Annotated in this window: 14 protein-coding genes; 3 read left to right on the top strand and 11 right to left on the bottom strand. The window is 31.2% G+C overall.

Annotation, left to right across the window (positions count from 1 at the left end; genetic code table 11):
- Positions 1 to 3: 3 nt before the first annotated feature.
- The 3 genes from rocF to A6J74_RS00600 form a co-directional block, all read right to left on the bottom strand.
- Entirely contained in the window at positions 4 to 912 is a 909-nt protein-coding gene (rocF, locus tag A6J74_RS00610) for an arginase (protein WP_001036988.1), read from the bottom strand.
- A 140-nt stretch (positions 913 to 1052) separates the two neighbouring features.
- Positions 1053 to 2327, bottom strand: coding sequence for an ATP-grasp domain-containing protein (locus A6J74_RS00605; RefSeq protein WP_000791267.1), 1275 nt, complete (start codon positions 2325 to 2327; stop codon positions 1053 to 1055).
- Between the two features lie 408 nt (positions 2328 to 2735).
- A complete protein-coding gene (locus A6J74_RS00600) occupies positions 2736 to 3071 on the bottom strand; it encodes a cupin domain-containing protein (protein WP_000800965.1) in 336 nt (111 codons plus the stop codon).
- An 804-nt stretch (positions 3072 to 3875) separates the two neighbouring features.
- Between A6J74_RS00600 and A6J74_RS00595 the strand changes: the two genes are divergently transcribed.
- Complete coding sequence (locus tag A6J74_RS00595) at positions 3876 to 4460, top strand: SCO family protein (protein ID WP_000738663.1); 585 nt, start codon at positions 3876 to 3878, stop codon at positions 4458 to 4460.
- A gap of 355 nt (positions 4461 to 4815) precedes the next feature.
- On the opposite strand, the gene hfq is transcribed toward A6J74_RS00595, so the two are convergent.
- From hfq to A6J74_RS30230, 7 genes are all read right to left on the bottom strand, one after another.
- On the bottom strand, positions 4816 to 5049 hold the full coding sequence (hfq, locus tag A6J74_RS00585; protein WP_000448509.1) for an RNA chaperone Hfq: 234 nt from the start codon (positions 5047 to 5049) through the stop codon (positions 4816 to 4818).
- 21 nt (positions 5050 to 5070) lie between these two features.
- A complete protein-coding gene (locus A6J74_RS00580; RefSeq protein ID WP_000381150.1) occupies positions 5071 to 5271 on the bottom strand; it encodes a hypothetical protein in 201 nt (66 codons plus the stop codon).
- A 455-nt stretch (positions 5272 to 5726) separates the two neighbouring features.
- Positions 5727 to 6422, bottom strand: a complete 696-nt coding sequence (locus A6J74_RS00575) for an ABC transporter ATP-binding protein (RefSeq protein WP_000217362.1) — start codon at positions 6420 to 6422, stop codon at positions 5727 to 5729.
- A complete protein-coding gene (locus A6J74_RS00570; RefSeq protein ID WP_000267183.1) occupies positions 6419 to 7231 on the bottom strand; it encodes an ABC transporter permease in 813 nt (270 codons plus the stop codon). Before A6J74_RS00570 ends, A6J74_RS00575 begins: the two co-directional genes overlap by 4 nt.
- An 81-nt stretch (positions 7232 to 7312) precedes the next feature.
- Positions 7313 to 7819: a nitrous oxide reductase accessory protein NosL gene (locus A6J74_RS00565; RefSeq protein WP_001264234.1), complete on the bottom strand. Its 507-nt coding sequence runs from the start codon at positions 7817 to 7819 to the stop codon at positions 7313 to 7315.
- On the bottom strand, positions 7819 to 9096 hold the full coding sequence (locus tag A6J74_RS00560) for a right-handed parallel beta-helix repeat-containing protein (protein ID WP_000732097.1): 1278 nt from the start codon (positions 9094 to 9096) through the stop codon (positions 7819 to 7821). Before A6J74_RS00560 ends, A6J74_RS00565 begins: the two co-directional genes overlap by 1 nt.
- A gap of 331 nt (positions 9097 to 9427) precedes the next feature.
- Positions 9428 to 9697 (bottom strand): amino acid carrier protein, encoded by a 270-nt coding sequence (locus A6J74_RS30230; protein ID WP_225988031.1) that lies wholly within the window; start codon positions 9695 to 9697, stop codon positions 9428 to 9430.
- 329 nt (positions 9698 to 10026) lie between these two features.
- On the opposite strand from A6J74_RS30230, the gene A6J74_RS00550 reads away from it, so the two are divergent.
- Complete coding sequence (locus A6J74_RS00550; RefSeq protein ID WP_000756793.1) at positions 10027 to 10962, top strand: nucleoside hydrolase; 936 nt, start codon at positions 10027 to 10029, stop codon at positions 10960 to 10962.
- A gap of 434 nt (positions 10963 to 11396) precedes the next feature.
- A complete protein-coding gene (locus A6J74_RS00545; RefSeq protein WP_000022066.1) occupies positions 11397 to 12566 on the top strand; it encodes a pectinesterase in 1170 nt (389 codons plus the stop codon).
- A 225-nt stretch (positions 12567 to 12791) separates the two neighbouring features.
- Here A6J74_RS00545 and A6J74_RS00540 read toward each other — a convergent pair whose 3' ends face one another.
- On the bottom strand, positions 12792 to 14441 hold the full coding sequence (locus A6J74_RS00540; RefSeq protein ID WP_002156563.1) for a M4 family metallopeptidase: 1650 nt from the start codon (positions 14439 to 14441) through the stop codon (positions 12792 to 12794).
- Positions 14442 to 14620 lie beyond the last annotated feature (179 nt).

The following is a 14620-nucleotide window of genomic DNA, read 5'->3' as shown; positions in this document are numbered from 1 at the left end:
GTTTTATTTAGACATAGTAACTTTCTTACTTAAAAGTTCAGTGATAAGTTCAATTGTTGTGTTGACAGTAATATTATCCTTGTCTAATATAGGGTTTATTTCCGTGAACTCTGCAGCTACTAAGTTTGTATTATTTCTTAGCATATCAATTGCCTCTTTTGTATCATCTAAACTTAAACCATGTGGAACTGCCAATCCTCCTCCAGGAGCAAATTCAGGATCTAATGCATCCAAATCAAATGTTAGATGAACTGCATCTGTATTATTATTGAGAATCTTAATTGCCTTTTCCATAATACTTTTTATTCCTTGTTTTCTCACATCTTCTGCTGTAAAAATTGTTACTCCTAAATTTTTGAGAAACTCTTCTTCCCCCGGGTCTAAATCACGAATTCCTATTTGTACGATATTCTTTGGATCAATTTTAGTTTCTTTCTCTAGAAAATCTTTAAATTTTTCGTTACCGTATCCTAAGAGAATTGCTAAAGACATCCCATGAATATTACCAGAAATCGATGTTTCAAATGTATTTGCATCCCCATGAGCATCAAACCAGATTACTCCCAATCGTGGTATTTTTCTAAGAATTCCAGTAACAGTCCCAATTGCAATACTATGATCTCCACCTAAAACTAATGGGAAATGCCCTTTTTCCAATTCGCTCTCAACTGTCGAAGCAATATTTTTACATATATCAATTACTTCATTTGAAAACTCTTGTTTGACAATTCCATAATTTTCATTATTGGTTGAAGGAAGAGAAATGTCCCCTAGATCAACAAAATCAATTCCGATTTCAGTTAATTGTTTCGACATACCGCCATATCTTACAACATATGGTCCAAGGTCAACCCCTCCTATACTAGCTCCGAAGTAAGTAGGTGCTCCCAAAATAGATACTTTTTTATTCATAACATTTTCCACTCCATTTCTATAATACACATTTGATTACTCGGTTTTAAATTGATACTATTAAATACTTTATCGATAAATCTAGCGGTTATATTCCTCATTTAAAACAAGGAATATAACAACCAGATTTACTTAAGTTTTTATGCATGAACCGGAATTTCTAATTCTATATCTAATTGATTATCTAGTACTCTAGCTCTTTGGCGCAATTTTTCTACATCAGATTTATCATTATATGGCGCTCTTAATGAAAGTAAGCCCGTTATATCAAATCCTTTTGGAGCATGATATACTTCAGATCCTACTTTTGCTACAGGATAGTAAGCTTTATACTCTGGCTGTTCAGCAACAATTCCCAATTCATTTTTCTTTATAATTCCAGATCTATATACAAATTTAATACAAGTACAAGATTTTGGTGTTGTAGATCTAGTTAAGAAGAATTCCATAATATCCCCTTTACAATCTAATAAACCAAGAATATTAACGGCTACTAAATCAATTCCATGTACATCACGTATATTACGATAAACATGCCCGCCACTGATTCTAGTACTAAATTCTACAACTTTAAAATTCCCTTGCGTATCTCGGCGTAGTTCTACATTAAATAAACTGTTTTCAATAGCTAATTTTCCACATATTTCTTTAGCAATATTAACAACTATGTCTTCATCTACACCAACATACGGTAAAGTGTATTCATCTTCCTCGAAATATGGGCCCATCATTTTATTTTTATTGTGAATTCCACCAAGGTAAAATTCTCCATTTAAAATGACTCCATCAACTGTAATTTCTTCACCAGTCAGAAATTCTTCTACTAATGCCACACATTGTTGTGTTTGGTTAAAGTAGAATCCTTTATTTGTTTTAGAAAGATTAATAATTTTTTCTAATGAATTATTCAATTCTTCTAAATTGTTAACTAAATATACAGATTCACTGCTAGCAGCCATAGTAGGCTTAATAATTACAGGGAAAGGAATATTTTCTATTTCTTTCTCTGCATCCTCTATAGAATTAACTTTTGCAAATTTAGGACTAGCAATAGAATTCTTTAACATAAATTCTCTCTGCTTTGATTTATCACGAGATGTCGTAGCAGCTTCAACAGATAATGCTTTATTCCCAAAGCGTTCATTAATTTTAGCAGTTAAGACAATATCAGTTTCTTGCCAAGTGACAAAAAAGCTAATTCCTATATCTTTTCCTTTTGTAAAAATATAATTTTCAGCATCTATTTCAGAAGCCTCTTCAAGTACAATTACTTCTTTAAAGCGCGCATCCATTGTTTTACTTGGTACACTCGTAAACAAGTAAAGTTCATCAGATATTCTTCCTGCAGTTTCAATATGATCACCATGAATGCTATAACCTTTTCTCATGATGATTCCAATTTTTTTATTTTTCATATGTAATCTCCTTTTCTTCTCTGTATATCTTGATATCACGTTGTAATCGTATACTAAAACTTTTAATTGTTCAATAGATTAGAAATATTTAGAAATATTTTACCGTAAATATATTTTTATGTAAAAAAATACTAAAAATTACCAAATTTAAAGTCATACAACTAGATATTTTTACTTAAGAAAAACAAACAAGAATTCATTAAAACGCCGTAAAGTTTACCTTTTTTAAACATTAATTTACTATTTTTAACATTTATGTTTTTTTCTATTGATTATTATTTATTGAAAAAATTTATTTTTCTTTAATGGAATTACATACTTGCCTATAATTAGTTGTTGTCTAATTTAAACAAACTTGATAAAAAGATATTTATTTTTACCTTTCTTATTATGCAATTATCGTTGTAATTAAAAATCTTTTTCGCAAGAGTATTCAGCAGGTGCAAAGAAAACTAGTACCGTGAGATCTTCTTCAATAGTATGAAATCTATGTTTCATGTTAGCCTTTACATAAATAATAGAACCAGGTTCCACAAAAATATTTTCACTCTCTACTTCAAGTTGTGCTCTGCCATTGATAATATAATATACTTCATCTTCTGTATGTGGTTGTTGCATATCTAAAGATCCTGCTTTCAATTCATAAATTCCCATACTTAGATCTGTTTCATGCAAAAATTCATAATAATTTTTGTCTATATTTCTTTTTTCTCTTAAAATCTGTGTAAGTTGATAATTTTTCATTTGCTATCCTCCTAATGTTATAAAATTCTAGAATCAATTAACTTATTTAACTTAATAAAAGGAATATATCAGGCATAATCTAAATTCCTTTACATGTGTCTAAAGAATTAATTAAAGATATATGAACTGACAGCATAACAAAAAGAGATAGAAATAGTCCTATCTCTTTTCTACATAAAGGCCATGCTTAAAGATTATCCTTTCATTTCAAATTTAATTTTAATAGGGGAAATCTTAATATTCAATCTCTAAAATATTTTCTCAATATGTATAATTTAATCTTTAATTTATACTATAGTTAACTCTATTTTTAACACGTTATCCAAATATATGGTGTTTTCTCACTCTTATGAAGGATATTAATTCAAGGATCACACCGAGATTAATTTATTACCATAATTGTAAATAAGTTCTAGAATGAACTATCTATTTTTCCTTACATATAATACTTCTTATCAAAGATTGCGCTTTGTATAACAAAGTACTAGATAATATCTTCTTGTTTTAATTTACCTTTAACCTTTTATTATAATCCGTAAAATAAAGAAGCAATGTATGTACTAATAACATACCTAACAATCTTAATTATAAGCATTCTTGTGAACTATAAACATCAAAGAGGAAGCTATATGCATAGTAGTAGTAGTATAAATACCCTGAAACAAGGGGATTCATTCGGTTTTGTTAAGATTAATTCGGCGGCTATTAAAAATAAAAATTAACCAAAGTAAATACTACCGAGTATTGGGTAGTTCATATAACCATTCCGTAAAATCTATAGAAATTGAAAGGAGATAAATACATATGAAAAAAATGAATTTCATTAGATCACTTATACTTATATTCATAGTTATAGCTCTAGGAGCATGCAAAGATGAAAAACTCAACAATTCACTTGATTGGGATGTGCAGAAGTTCTCATTTACAGATCAAAATGGGAAGCAATTTGGATCAGCTGAGTTACAAGATAAAATTTGGGTAGCTGATTTCTTCTTTACAAGTTGCCAAACAGTTTGTCCACCTATGACAGCCAATATGGCAAAACTCCAGAGAATGTTGAATACGGACGGGATTAAAGATGTAGAATTTGTATCATTTAGTGTGGATCCTGAAGTAGACACACCAGAAAAAATAACAGAATTTATGAAGGCCTATGAAATGGATGGAAGTAGGACTCATTTCCTCACGGGATATAAAAGAACAGATATTGAAAAGTTTGCTAAAGAAAACTTCCAATCACTTGTAACTAAACCAGAAAATGATACACAAGTTATACATGGTACAAGTTTTTATCTGATTGACAAAAATGGAAAAGTTCTAAAAAAATATTCAGGTGTCGAAAATACTCCTTATGACGAAATTGTTCAAGACATTAAAAAAATTCGATAAAAAAATTCTATTAATTCAATATGTAGAGGCAAGTGAAAGTTTATTTTCATTTTTTAAATATTTACAACAAAATTTGTAATTACTTTCTCAATATATACTCTTGTTGATTATGGCTTTAATTTTAAGAATCAGCAAGAATCTAAGCAAAATAAAAATATAATAGTTATCCTTTTTTTTACTCCTTGTGCTAAAGATAAGATCGTGTTCGCCGATCTTATCTTTTTACCTTACCTTGTATACTTTTGATACAAAAAAGAATCCTTATATAATAAGAATTCTGGAACTAAAAATTTTTAATAATTTAGGAGAATATTTGTTTGTAGACTACTTGCTGTCCGTGGGCTACTGTTTTATTTTAGAACCGAATCGTGGAGATTGCGTGTTTATATACAAGCTGTTGCTTCCCTTCAAATTCTATTAAAATAGAAAAAGTATCATATCCTCTTATTATTCCTATTATATGTGACCCTTTTAACAGAATTAACATGATATCCTTTCTCTTTTGAAACGCTTCTTGTAACAATTGTTCCTGCAAAAATAACCTGTTCTTACCTCTATCCTTTTGAAATGCTTGTAATTTCGTTTCCAACAAGTTCTACCCCTATTCTTCTCATACCGTTACTTTGTATTGTTCTAGTTCAGCTAGCAGTTGTTTTACACCCTCTGGACTCAGAGGCAGCTTTCCACCTGCCAGTTTTACATTCCTTGCAGATATTTCTCCCGTGATAGGACAAGTACCATGCGATGTATATTTTTGTAGAATAATCACATTTTCTTCTACAAAAATTTCTAGCGTATCTCTTGTATCCACTTATAAAGTTTTGTTTGTTTCTTTTGGTATCACAATTTGTCCAATATTATCTACTTTTCGTAAAATACCTGTTTCTTTCATAGGAATGTCCTCCTCTTTTACAAGTACAATATCTCACATTTCATGTGACCATTTTCAGTATTTTAAAACTATATTGTGACTTTCCCCATAAAGTTGCTGCTAAAAGAAGCATAACTTTACCGTGGATTTATTATTAACCCATAAGCTTGCCGTGAATGTTGAAATAAGACAAATGAAAATACCTATTATTAGCTTCAGGCATTACATCTTACTATTTCATTCATTAGAACTTATATTAGTCATTTAAAATAAGGATTGATTAACAATCCTGTTTTTGCATTTTTGTAATTTCAGGAGATAATTTGCTTAGTTTTCAAATGGTAAGTTGTACATAAAACAGCTACTGTAATGAAAGTAGCTGTTTTATGTACAATTTATCTTCTATGCATTTGTAATAACGTTATCGTTAAATTTTCTAAGTTCCTATCATTTTTTATTTCTTCTATGACTTTTCCTTCCTTCATAAAGATTATCCGATCACCAATTTCAGCAGCTACATCCATCATATGTGTGGAGAAAATGATCATGGTACCATCTCTTTTTAAAGTCTTTAATATAGTTAAAAACTCATCTACCCAATACGGATCCAGGCCGTTTGTTGGTTCGTCTAATATCAAAATTTTAGGGTTACCAAGATACGCCTGCCCAAATAATAGCCTCTGTCTCATCCCTTTAGATAGTTTATGTAATCGTTCATTTTTTTTCTCATTTAAGCCTATTGATTCAATAACTGCCTGTACTTTGTCTTTTCCTATATTTCGAAAAGCAGCATAAAAGAATAAAAATTCTTGAACTGTCATATCTTGCTGTGCATGAAAATCATCTGGCATATAACCTATGTCACTCAAATACTGTTTTCTATCTTTCTGTAACTCTATATTCCCTAATTGAACAGTACCAGTTGTCGGTGTTGTAATTCCAGCAATTATATCAAGGAGCGTACTTTTCCCAGCTCCATTCCCACCACATAATACGATACACTCTCCTTGTTTACTTTGAAGTGAGATTGGAGATAATGCTATTTTCTTTTTATATCTTTTACAAACTTCTTTGAGGTTTAATACTGTCATTTTTTTCTTCTCCTCTCCATTTGCCACCCCGCCATAAACAAGAACACAGTTGTGTAGATAATGCAGTATATTAGTAGAATCCAAATAACAGCTTTACTTTGAAAAATTATGACCAACTGATCATATACTTGCCCAAATATTGCTCCACCACCTAGTTGAATTACAAATATAATTCGAAGAAATTCTGCTGGGTTGCAAAACAATAATATTTTTATTAATGGTGCAATCATTGAATATGGAACAAAATTAAGAACACTAATTAAAGCCGTTGGCCACATCATAATAAGAAAGAACCAAACTACGATACTTATGGCTAAAGCTTGCCATCTTGTTATAGAAAAAGAACCGATTGTTATTCCCAGTAATAAAAATAAAAAAATTAATAAAACAGAGAAGATATACGTTGCTACCACCCAAAACATATCAAAATTACTACCGTTTACTAAACCAATTATTATACTTACTCCAAAACTTATTGAAAAAATAGCTGTTTGCCCTATAAATTGGCCAATAGTTTTACCTATTACATATGAGGTACTCTTTAAAGGATACGTACATAAAAGTCTCCATTTCCCATTTTCCACCTCACCTGCAATAGAGAATGCTCCTATAATTAACATAAGTAAAGGTACAATATATAAAATAAGATTTACCATTGTCCCCGTTACATTAGTATAGCCTGCTAAAGCCGGGGTATTTCTTTCCATAACAAATATTAAAGAAAATATAGTTATCCAAAGAAACAAAAACATGTATGCAAGTTTACCCCTTACTGCACTACGCCATTCTGAATGTAATATATTCCACATAGCTATTCACCTCTCTAATGAAAAAGACAACCATAGTTGGCTGTCTTTTTCTCACTAATTTTTCATAGTATTAATCACTTATTAGTGAGAATGTCCACTACCATGATCTTTCTTTTCTTTTCCCATCATCTCTTTATTCATTTCCCATTTATGTTCTGCTAGTTCTTTAGAAGAAAGGATTTTCCCAGTATGTTTTTCTACAAAGCTGTCCGCATCTTTCTTTTCTTTAAAAGAAATTACATTATAAGCCATTGGTGTCTTAATTGATTTATCATATACATATGTAGCTTTATCCACTGCAACCCAATCTTTTGTAGTGTAATCTCTTACAAATTTCTCTTGTGTTTTTTCATTTTTATGTTCATCCATCCACTTATACATACAACCAATATCATCAAACTTTAGAGCTTTTCCATTTTCTAAAATAACCTCAGTTGCAAATTGATTATCCATTACTGCCATATTACACACATCACACTTATCATTTTTTTCATTAATAGCAACTGGTTTAGTTTCTTTCTTACCGCACCCTACTACGGCGAATACCATACATAAACAAATAGTAAATAACATATACTTAACTCTCATCAATTTTTCCTCCCTAAAATGAACAATATACTTCCCATTAGTAACAAACTTACACTTACAATCAAAATGTTATACTGAAACGCAACCTCCTCACCTTTTTGCGTAATACCTTTTGGTTCCATTCTAGATTCTTTGTCTACCAATAAAGATTGATCTGGAATTTTTATGAAACTTTGTAAAATACGCATCCCTGGTGATTGAAAGAACAACTGATATTCTGGAATATCTTGTGTTAACAAAAGAAAATAGGCATCTGCTTTATATGGAATGTTACTAATACCTGAACCGTCTATATCTACTTTTAAAGAAGCATCCCAATAATTTTTATAGATATTATTTTCTCTGCTTTGTGTAGCTTGTGATTCATTAACATTCCCTATCATTACATTTTGAGTAAATTCATTTTCACGGGTATCTTTAAATTGTAATCCGATAAAATTATGAAAAATTGAATTACTCATAATAGTATTATGCTTTGCCTTTTCTACATAAATACCTACTCTATTATTAGCAATCTCATTTTGTAAAATGTTTGTTTTTATTGCATCATAAAGTAATATACCTTGTGCATGAACATTACTTTTATTGTCAATAAAGCGATTTCCTACTACAGATGTTTCCTTTGTTCCCATAATCATAGCACCCGTTGTATTTTCTTTTGATAAATTTTTTTCAACAACAGTTCTATCAGAATACATAAGATGAATGCCATAACGAGACTGCCAGATTGTATTTTCCCTTATTGTATTATTGTCGCTTTGTTCTAAATAAATACCATCACGGACATTTCGGATTTTGATATTCTCTATCAGATTACGATTAGATTTCCATAAATCAATTCCATTAGCCCGTTTTTGTCCAACGATTGTACTGTTCTCAACTTTTATATTCCTAGCATCTTCTAGCTTAATCCCCATGTATGATGCGTTAATTTCCAATCCATTGATATAGTGTTTATCTCCCGATACTAATATTGCTGGCTGATCTGTATTATCATTACATTGTTCTATTTTCAAATCTTTGAGGATAATGTTTTCCTTATTTATTGTAATGACAGGATCTTTACCACAAGAGATTATTTTAGTATTTTTATCTCCTTGTATTGTAATCGGTTTCAATATTTTGATTGTTTCATTATAAACTCTACTCTCTAATGTAATTGTTTCATAAGGGGAAGCCGCGTCAATTTTTGATTGTAATGTAGACTCCGCATAAATACTTACTCCTGGAAAACAAAAAACTAAAAATAACAGAAGAGGAGAACAAAGCTTTTTCATATACAGTTCCCTTCTCTCAAAGCTATTAGCTATCACTATAGATGAGAATATCAATAATTTGTGTGAAATTTGTGAAAAATAAACGTAGTTTTTGTGATACATATAAAATTATATAAGAGTGACGTGGTTTGCGTTTACCCACCCACACACAAGAAGTGCATAATATAAATAGGGGTACCACTCCATGCCCTTCAAGATTAGATTTTGAAGTACCCCAAAACAAAAATTTTATCTCGCCACAATTGTCTCGGAGAATTCAGTTCATTTTTTCGTTTTGGGGTATTCGCTTTTCTTGGTTTGATGGTGATAAAGTTGTACCCATAAATCTAAACTACTTATCACATCCGAAAATCCAAATAAAAGGAATAAAAAATACTAACACGTTTAACATTATTCCGATTTTTGCCCAAATATTTTTATTTTCTATATATGATAAAACAGCTAGGATACATCCAATCACACAAAGAAATGTTGTTGAAAAAATCGAAGCTCCAAATAATGAAGTTAATATGATTCTGTATTTAACATTAATAAGACATATCATTAATAAAATAGGTATTAAAATTGATATGCTTATATTTATACTACTTTTTTTCATCATAATATCCCTTTCTAAAATAGCATATGAAGAGAGCGCAAATCGAAGGTTCTTTATAAGGTTACGGCCAGCATTCCGGAAAAACCCCACAAGTGAAATAAGAAATAAAAAGTCAATTTTATTTCTACATAAACTAGATTTTTCTAAACAAACATGTCTATTATCACATGCTATTACTTTGATATAAACATTTAAATGAAGACGGAATATTCAAACAACAATCACCTTTAACAATTTTAAAAATATAAATCATAAATATATGGTCTTCTTACATATATAATATAGAGCTTGTCTTATTAAATATTTAGTTATGTAAGAAGGGAGAATTCCCCTTGAAAAAAGTATTATTATTTGGAGACCCTGGTATAGATGATTCTTTGGCAATAATATACGGTTTATTGCATCCTGAAATTGAAATTGTCGGAATTGTTACAAGTTACGGAAATGTTACAAAAGAACAAACGACTCGAAATGCTGTTTACTTATTACAATTAGCTGGAAGAACAGATATCCCTGTTATAAGTGGTGCCTCTTTACCATTTCTTAATGGTTTCACTGCTTATTATCCAGAAATACATGGTGCAGAAGGACTTGGACCTATCCAACCACCAGAAAGTGTAGCATCAATTCCTATTCATAATTTTAGTCTAATTCTGTCAATTGTTGAAAAATATAAGGAAGAATTAACAATCGTTGATGTAGGTAGATCCACTTCTCTTGCAATCGCTTTAAACCTTTGGAAAGAAACAATGCAAAGCATAAAAGAAATATACATAATGTCGGGGGTATTTCTTCAACCAGGAAACGTCTCACCTGTAGCTGAAGCAAATGCATATGGTGATCCAGTTTCAACCCGGTTTGTAATTAATCAATCTAAAAATTTAACAATAATTCCTTTAAACGTAACAAATGCAGCTATTTTACTTCCAAATGAAGCGGAATATATTGCAGAACACACTACTACCCCATTTAAATCATTAATTAAACCAATTTATGATTATTATTTTAATGCCTACAAAAAATTAAACCCTAGTATTAAAGGCGCTCCTTTACATGATGTTGTTGCGATGAGTGCAATTGTCAATCCAGATTTTCTTCAATACATGTATCGAAAAGTAGAGATTGATTTAGAATCTTTAAGGGGACAGACTGTCGCAGATTTTCGACCAGGTGCAAAAGCTGAGGGAACTAGAATTGGATTAAAATTAAATCAAAAACAGTTTATTAAGAATTTCATGGAAATTATGATAGATAGAGGAACAAATTAGAAAATGAATTTACCCATTCGTATGTAAAGCAGGATGACATAATAAATTTTCTTTAAATAGTATACAATATACCTAAAAGGAGTATGTATGCATTTTTGTGTAGGATTTTTAAGATACTTAGTACTTACAATTGGGTGGATTTTTTTATTAATGATGTGGTATGCTATATTCTTTTTGTAAAACTCTACTATTTTATTCATACTATTCAAGAATCCTAAGAGACACAAAATGTGTCTCTTTTTTATGCACAACTAATTGGCCACCATTCAAAAAAAATGACACAGTTGAACTTAATTTGAACACATATCAATCAATTTCTTGATATGAAGGAAAATAATTAATATTTACCGAAATCATTTTACATGCTGAAAATAAAAGGAAGTATATATCATTTGGTCTAAAAATTATTTTGAAATGTAAAGGAGTGAGATTAAATGAGTATACATGAAGTTTTGATATCTAGAGCTAATACAGCTGTAGTAATGAAATCAGGAAATGATTCAACGGCTTTCATTGGGGGGAATCCTTTTAAAACAATTAATGGCGCCATAACAGCAATTAATGCAATAAGTGCCACTGGAATAACGATTTTTGTGTTTCCTGGAATCTACGATGAGACAGTAGTCATTCCAAATGGAAATTCATTAAGAGGGATTAGCTTGTTAACTGTAACGATTCGTCAACAGAATGTAACCTTGAATACAACTGTGTTAACAATGGGTGAAAATACAAGAGTTGAAGATATTACTGTACTATTAACTTCAATTAATCATGTCAATTTAACAGGGGTTGCTTTTCCGGGTACCACATCATTAACAGCTAGATTACGAAACGCAGTTGTAACAGTAGATAATTCAACTGCATCAACAAGCGGAACTTCCAATGTTTATGGTATTCATTCTTTTGGAACAGGAACTCCGGATGAAAGTATAAGTACAGTAAGAGCTTCCACAATAACGACTAGATCAATTGGTCTTGGAAATAAAAGAACATTATTAGTTAACACGAATCCACATAACTTTCATTGTCGTGATATTAATTTAATTACTACTAGTTCAGGTGGATCTGGATCATATATTGGTGCAGAAGTTAATCGGGCTGGAGCACAATTAAGTTTACGTTTAGCATCTATTCAAGGTCCTACTGCGGATATATCTCAAACTGCCGGAACTTTGGTTTTAAGTTCAACAAATCTTCAAAACTCAAATGCTAACAATTTTGGTTTTTCTACAATTTCACAACCTACATTCCTTGTTTGGGCAGATCCTGGTAGTTTACCAAATAGTGCGACTCGTTTTTATCGACCTGGGACGGCTGCCGTTTCAACTACAGAAGCCTTTCTACGATTAGGCCAAAAAGCAGTAATAAAATCTTTAGCAATTCAGGCCTTAACTGGACCTGGAGGTACAAACACGGTCACTTTGACAATTCGAAAAAATGGTATAGATACACCTCTTACTGTTTCACTAACTGGTACTCAAACTTCCAATATAAATAATGATATTTCGGTGACATTTCTAGTAGGTGATCGTATTTCACTAAAAGTAACGACAGGAGGTGCAAATGCTACAACAGATACTGTAGCTCAAGTTGAAATTTTTTAATATACATAGACCCTTAGCGTACAAGGAAACGTGAAAAAGACATTGTTGTTGCAAAATTGTATTCTTCTTATCTTAAACAGAAGAAGAAAAGCGTGAACAATATATTTATTGAGTTATGAGGTTTACATTCTCATTTAATGAATGTTTATAAAGTCATAGCGAAAATCATTCCTGATTACGCAGTAAAAAAAGACCTGAAGTTATATATCAGGTCCTTTTCAGGTCTTACTCTATACCAACTGCATCATAAGCTTTCGCTACAGCTTGTACTTCTTTTGAATTTTTACCATATAAATCTTCTGCGGCTTGAAGTGCAGCTTGGCGCATCATTTTAAAATCAGATTTTGCTGTTAAATATTTTGTAAGAGCACGATAGTAAATTTTTTCTGTAGCTTCGCGGCCAACGCCATTTACTTCCACACCGTAATGCCAGCCACCTTCCGACAATAAATATGCTGCTTTATTATTGATACTACTGTTAATATGAACACCGCCATTATCATATGGTCCAGGATAATATTTTCTATAATGATCTGGATAACCTTGAGTGGGTTCTAATGGATTGGGAATAGATGCAGGATGACTTAAGGATCGCATCGCATCCCCTGCTATATCTGGTGTATAAATATCTTCTCCCGCCTCCCAATCATCACGGTCTACCATCGCACCGAAAATATCCGAAAATGACTCGTTTAATGCACCAGACTCATCTTGATACTCTAAATTTGCTGTATGCTCTGTTACAGCATGTGTTAACTCATGGGCAACTACATCTAAGCTCGCTGAAAATGGAATAAACAGTTTTCCATCACCATCACCATACGCCATATACACACCGTTCCAACTAGCATTATTCCAGTTTTCTCCTACGTGAACAACAGAACGTAACTTCGCTCCTTTGTTATCATAGGAATTACGATTAAATGTTTTCTTATAATAGTCATATACTTTTTCTGCATTTGCATGTGCATCAACACCTGCTTTATCTTCAAAGAACTTGGATCTACTTTCAATTTCATAACCTGTATATCCCAGTCCTTTTGATGTTGAATCATAGGATTGTTTCAACAAATTTCTCCAATCAAACGTATAAACACCGTTTCCACGTTTACCATCAAATAAATGGAATGCACCTGTTTTTTCATTTTGAACAATTTCAAATGATTGTCTGTTTCCTAAAACACCATATCCAAAACCAGTAATATGATCGACCGCATTATATTTATTGATCACATTGCCATTTGTTGCATCTATAAAATAATGCCAGTAGCCTGGTGCTGGTTTTGAAACAGAGGCTTTTACAAGATAGGAAAGATAATATTGTCCATCTTTTTCATATACATATAAATCTTTCTTCATACCATCATAGTTATCTACTTTTCCAATCTCTTTCTCAATACCAGCTTTCGCAATATTTACAGCATCATCTTCTGAAATGCTTGCAGTTGATGGGATATTTTTATTTTCTAAATTCGGTATAACTTGTCCAAAAAATGCTTTCACATTATTATTTTTATCAAGTGCTACTGTTTGATCAGATCCATATACAGGAACACCATTATATTTTTCAATAAGCTTCACATGCGTTGTTTCTGCTTCTGTGTCTTTTTCTTCTTTAACGATTTCAAAATGTTTCTCCATATTTCCTGCTAATTTAAACATGTCTTTTTTACTCTTTAAATACTCGAACACAGTCTCTTTTTTATCTAGTCCTTCTGGTGCTTTCCACTCTTCCCCAATATAAGATGGTGTTTGAAATTCTTGGTTGTATTGAATCTTTTGCTCTGCTGCATATGTACGTGACGTTCCTAATGTCGCAAATGCACCTAAAGCCATAGATACAGCTAATGTTGAAGATAAAATCACCTTTTTCAAAATACCACTTCCCATCCCATTTTTTAACACTTTTACACAATTCTAGATATAATAGTAAATCGCCTCCTGTTTGAAATTATATAAAAACAAAACAGAAAATTCAGATAAAAAACTTATAAACATTTCATGGTCATGCAAAAGACGTAAAATCATATGAGAACCAACTATTTGTACGGTAT

Origin of the sequence: Bacillus sp. FDAARGOS_235 (genome assembly GCF_002073415.2) — a bacterium.
Lineage (GTDB): Bacteria > Bacillota > Bacilli > Bacillales > Bacillaceae_G > Bacillus_A > Bacillus_A toyonensis.
The sequence above is the reverse complement of the archived record's forward strand: the minus strand, read 5'-3'. Positions and strand labels throughout refer to the sequence as shown.

What these genes read in the sequence shown, in the direction of transcription:
- rocF (WP_001036988.1), bottom strand. Translation starts at nt 912, where the DNA reads ATGAATAAAAAAGTATCTATTTTGGGAGCACCTACTTACTTCGGAGCT.
- A6J74_RS00605 (WP_000791267.1), bottom strand. Translation starts at nt 2,327, where the DNA reads ATGAAAAATAAAAAAATTGGAATCATCATGAGAAAAGGTTATAGCATT.
- A6J74_RS00600 (WP_000800965.1), bottom strand. Translation starts at nt 3,071, where the DNA reads ATGAAAAATTATCAACTTACACAGATTTTAAGAGAAAAAAGAAATATA.
- A6J74_RS00595 (WP_000738663.1), top strand. Translation starts at nt 3,876, where the DNA reads ATGAAAAAAATGAATTTCATTAGATCACTTATACTTATATTCATAGTT.
- A6J74_RS00575 (WP_000217362.1), bottom strand. Translation starts at nt 6,422, where the DNA reads ATGACAGTATTAAACCTCAAAGAAGTTTGTAAAAGATATAAAAAGAAA.
- A6J74_RS00570 (WP_000267183.1), bottom strand. Translation starts at nt 7,231, where the DNA reads ATGTGGAATATATTACATTCAGAATGGCGTAGTGCAGTAAGGGGTAAA.
- A6J74_RS00565 (WP_001264234.1), bottom strand. Translation starts at nt 7,819, where the DNA reads ATGAGAGTTAAGTATATGTTATTTACTATTTGTTTATGTATGGTATTC.
- A6J74_RS00560 (WP_000732097.1), bottom strand. Translation starts at nt 9,096, where the DNA reads ATGAAAAAGCTTTGTTCTCCTCTTCTGTTATTTTTAGTTTTTTGTTTT.
- A6J74_RS30230 (WP_225988031.1), bottom strand. Translation starts at nt 9,697, where the DNA reads ATGATGAAAAAAAGTAGTATAAATATAAGCATATCAATTTTAATACCT.
- A6J74_RS00545 (WP_000022066.1), top strand. Translation starts at nt 11,397, where the DNA reads ATGAGTATACATGAAGTTTTGATATCTAGAGCTAATACAGCTGTAGTA.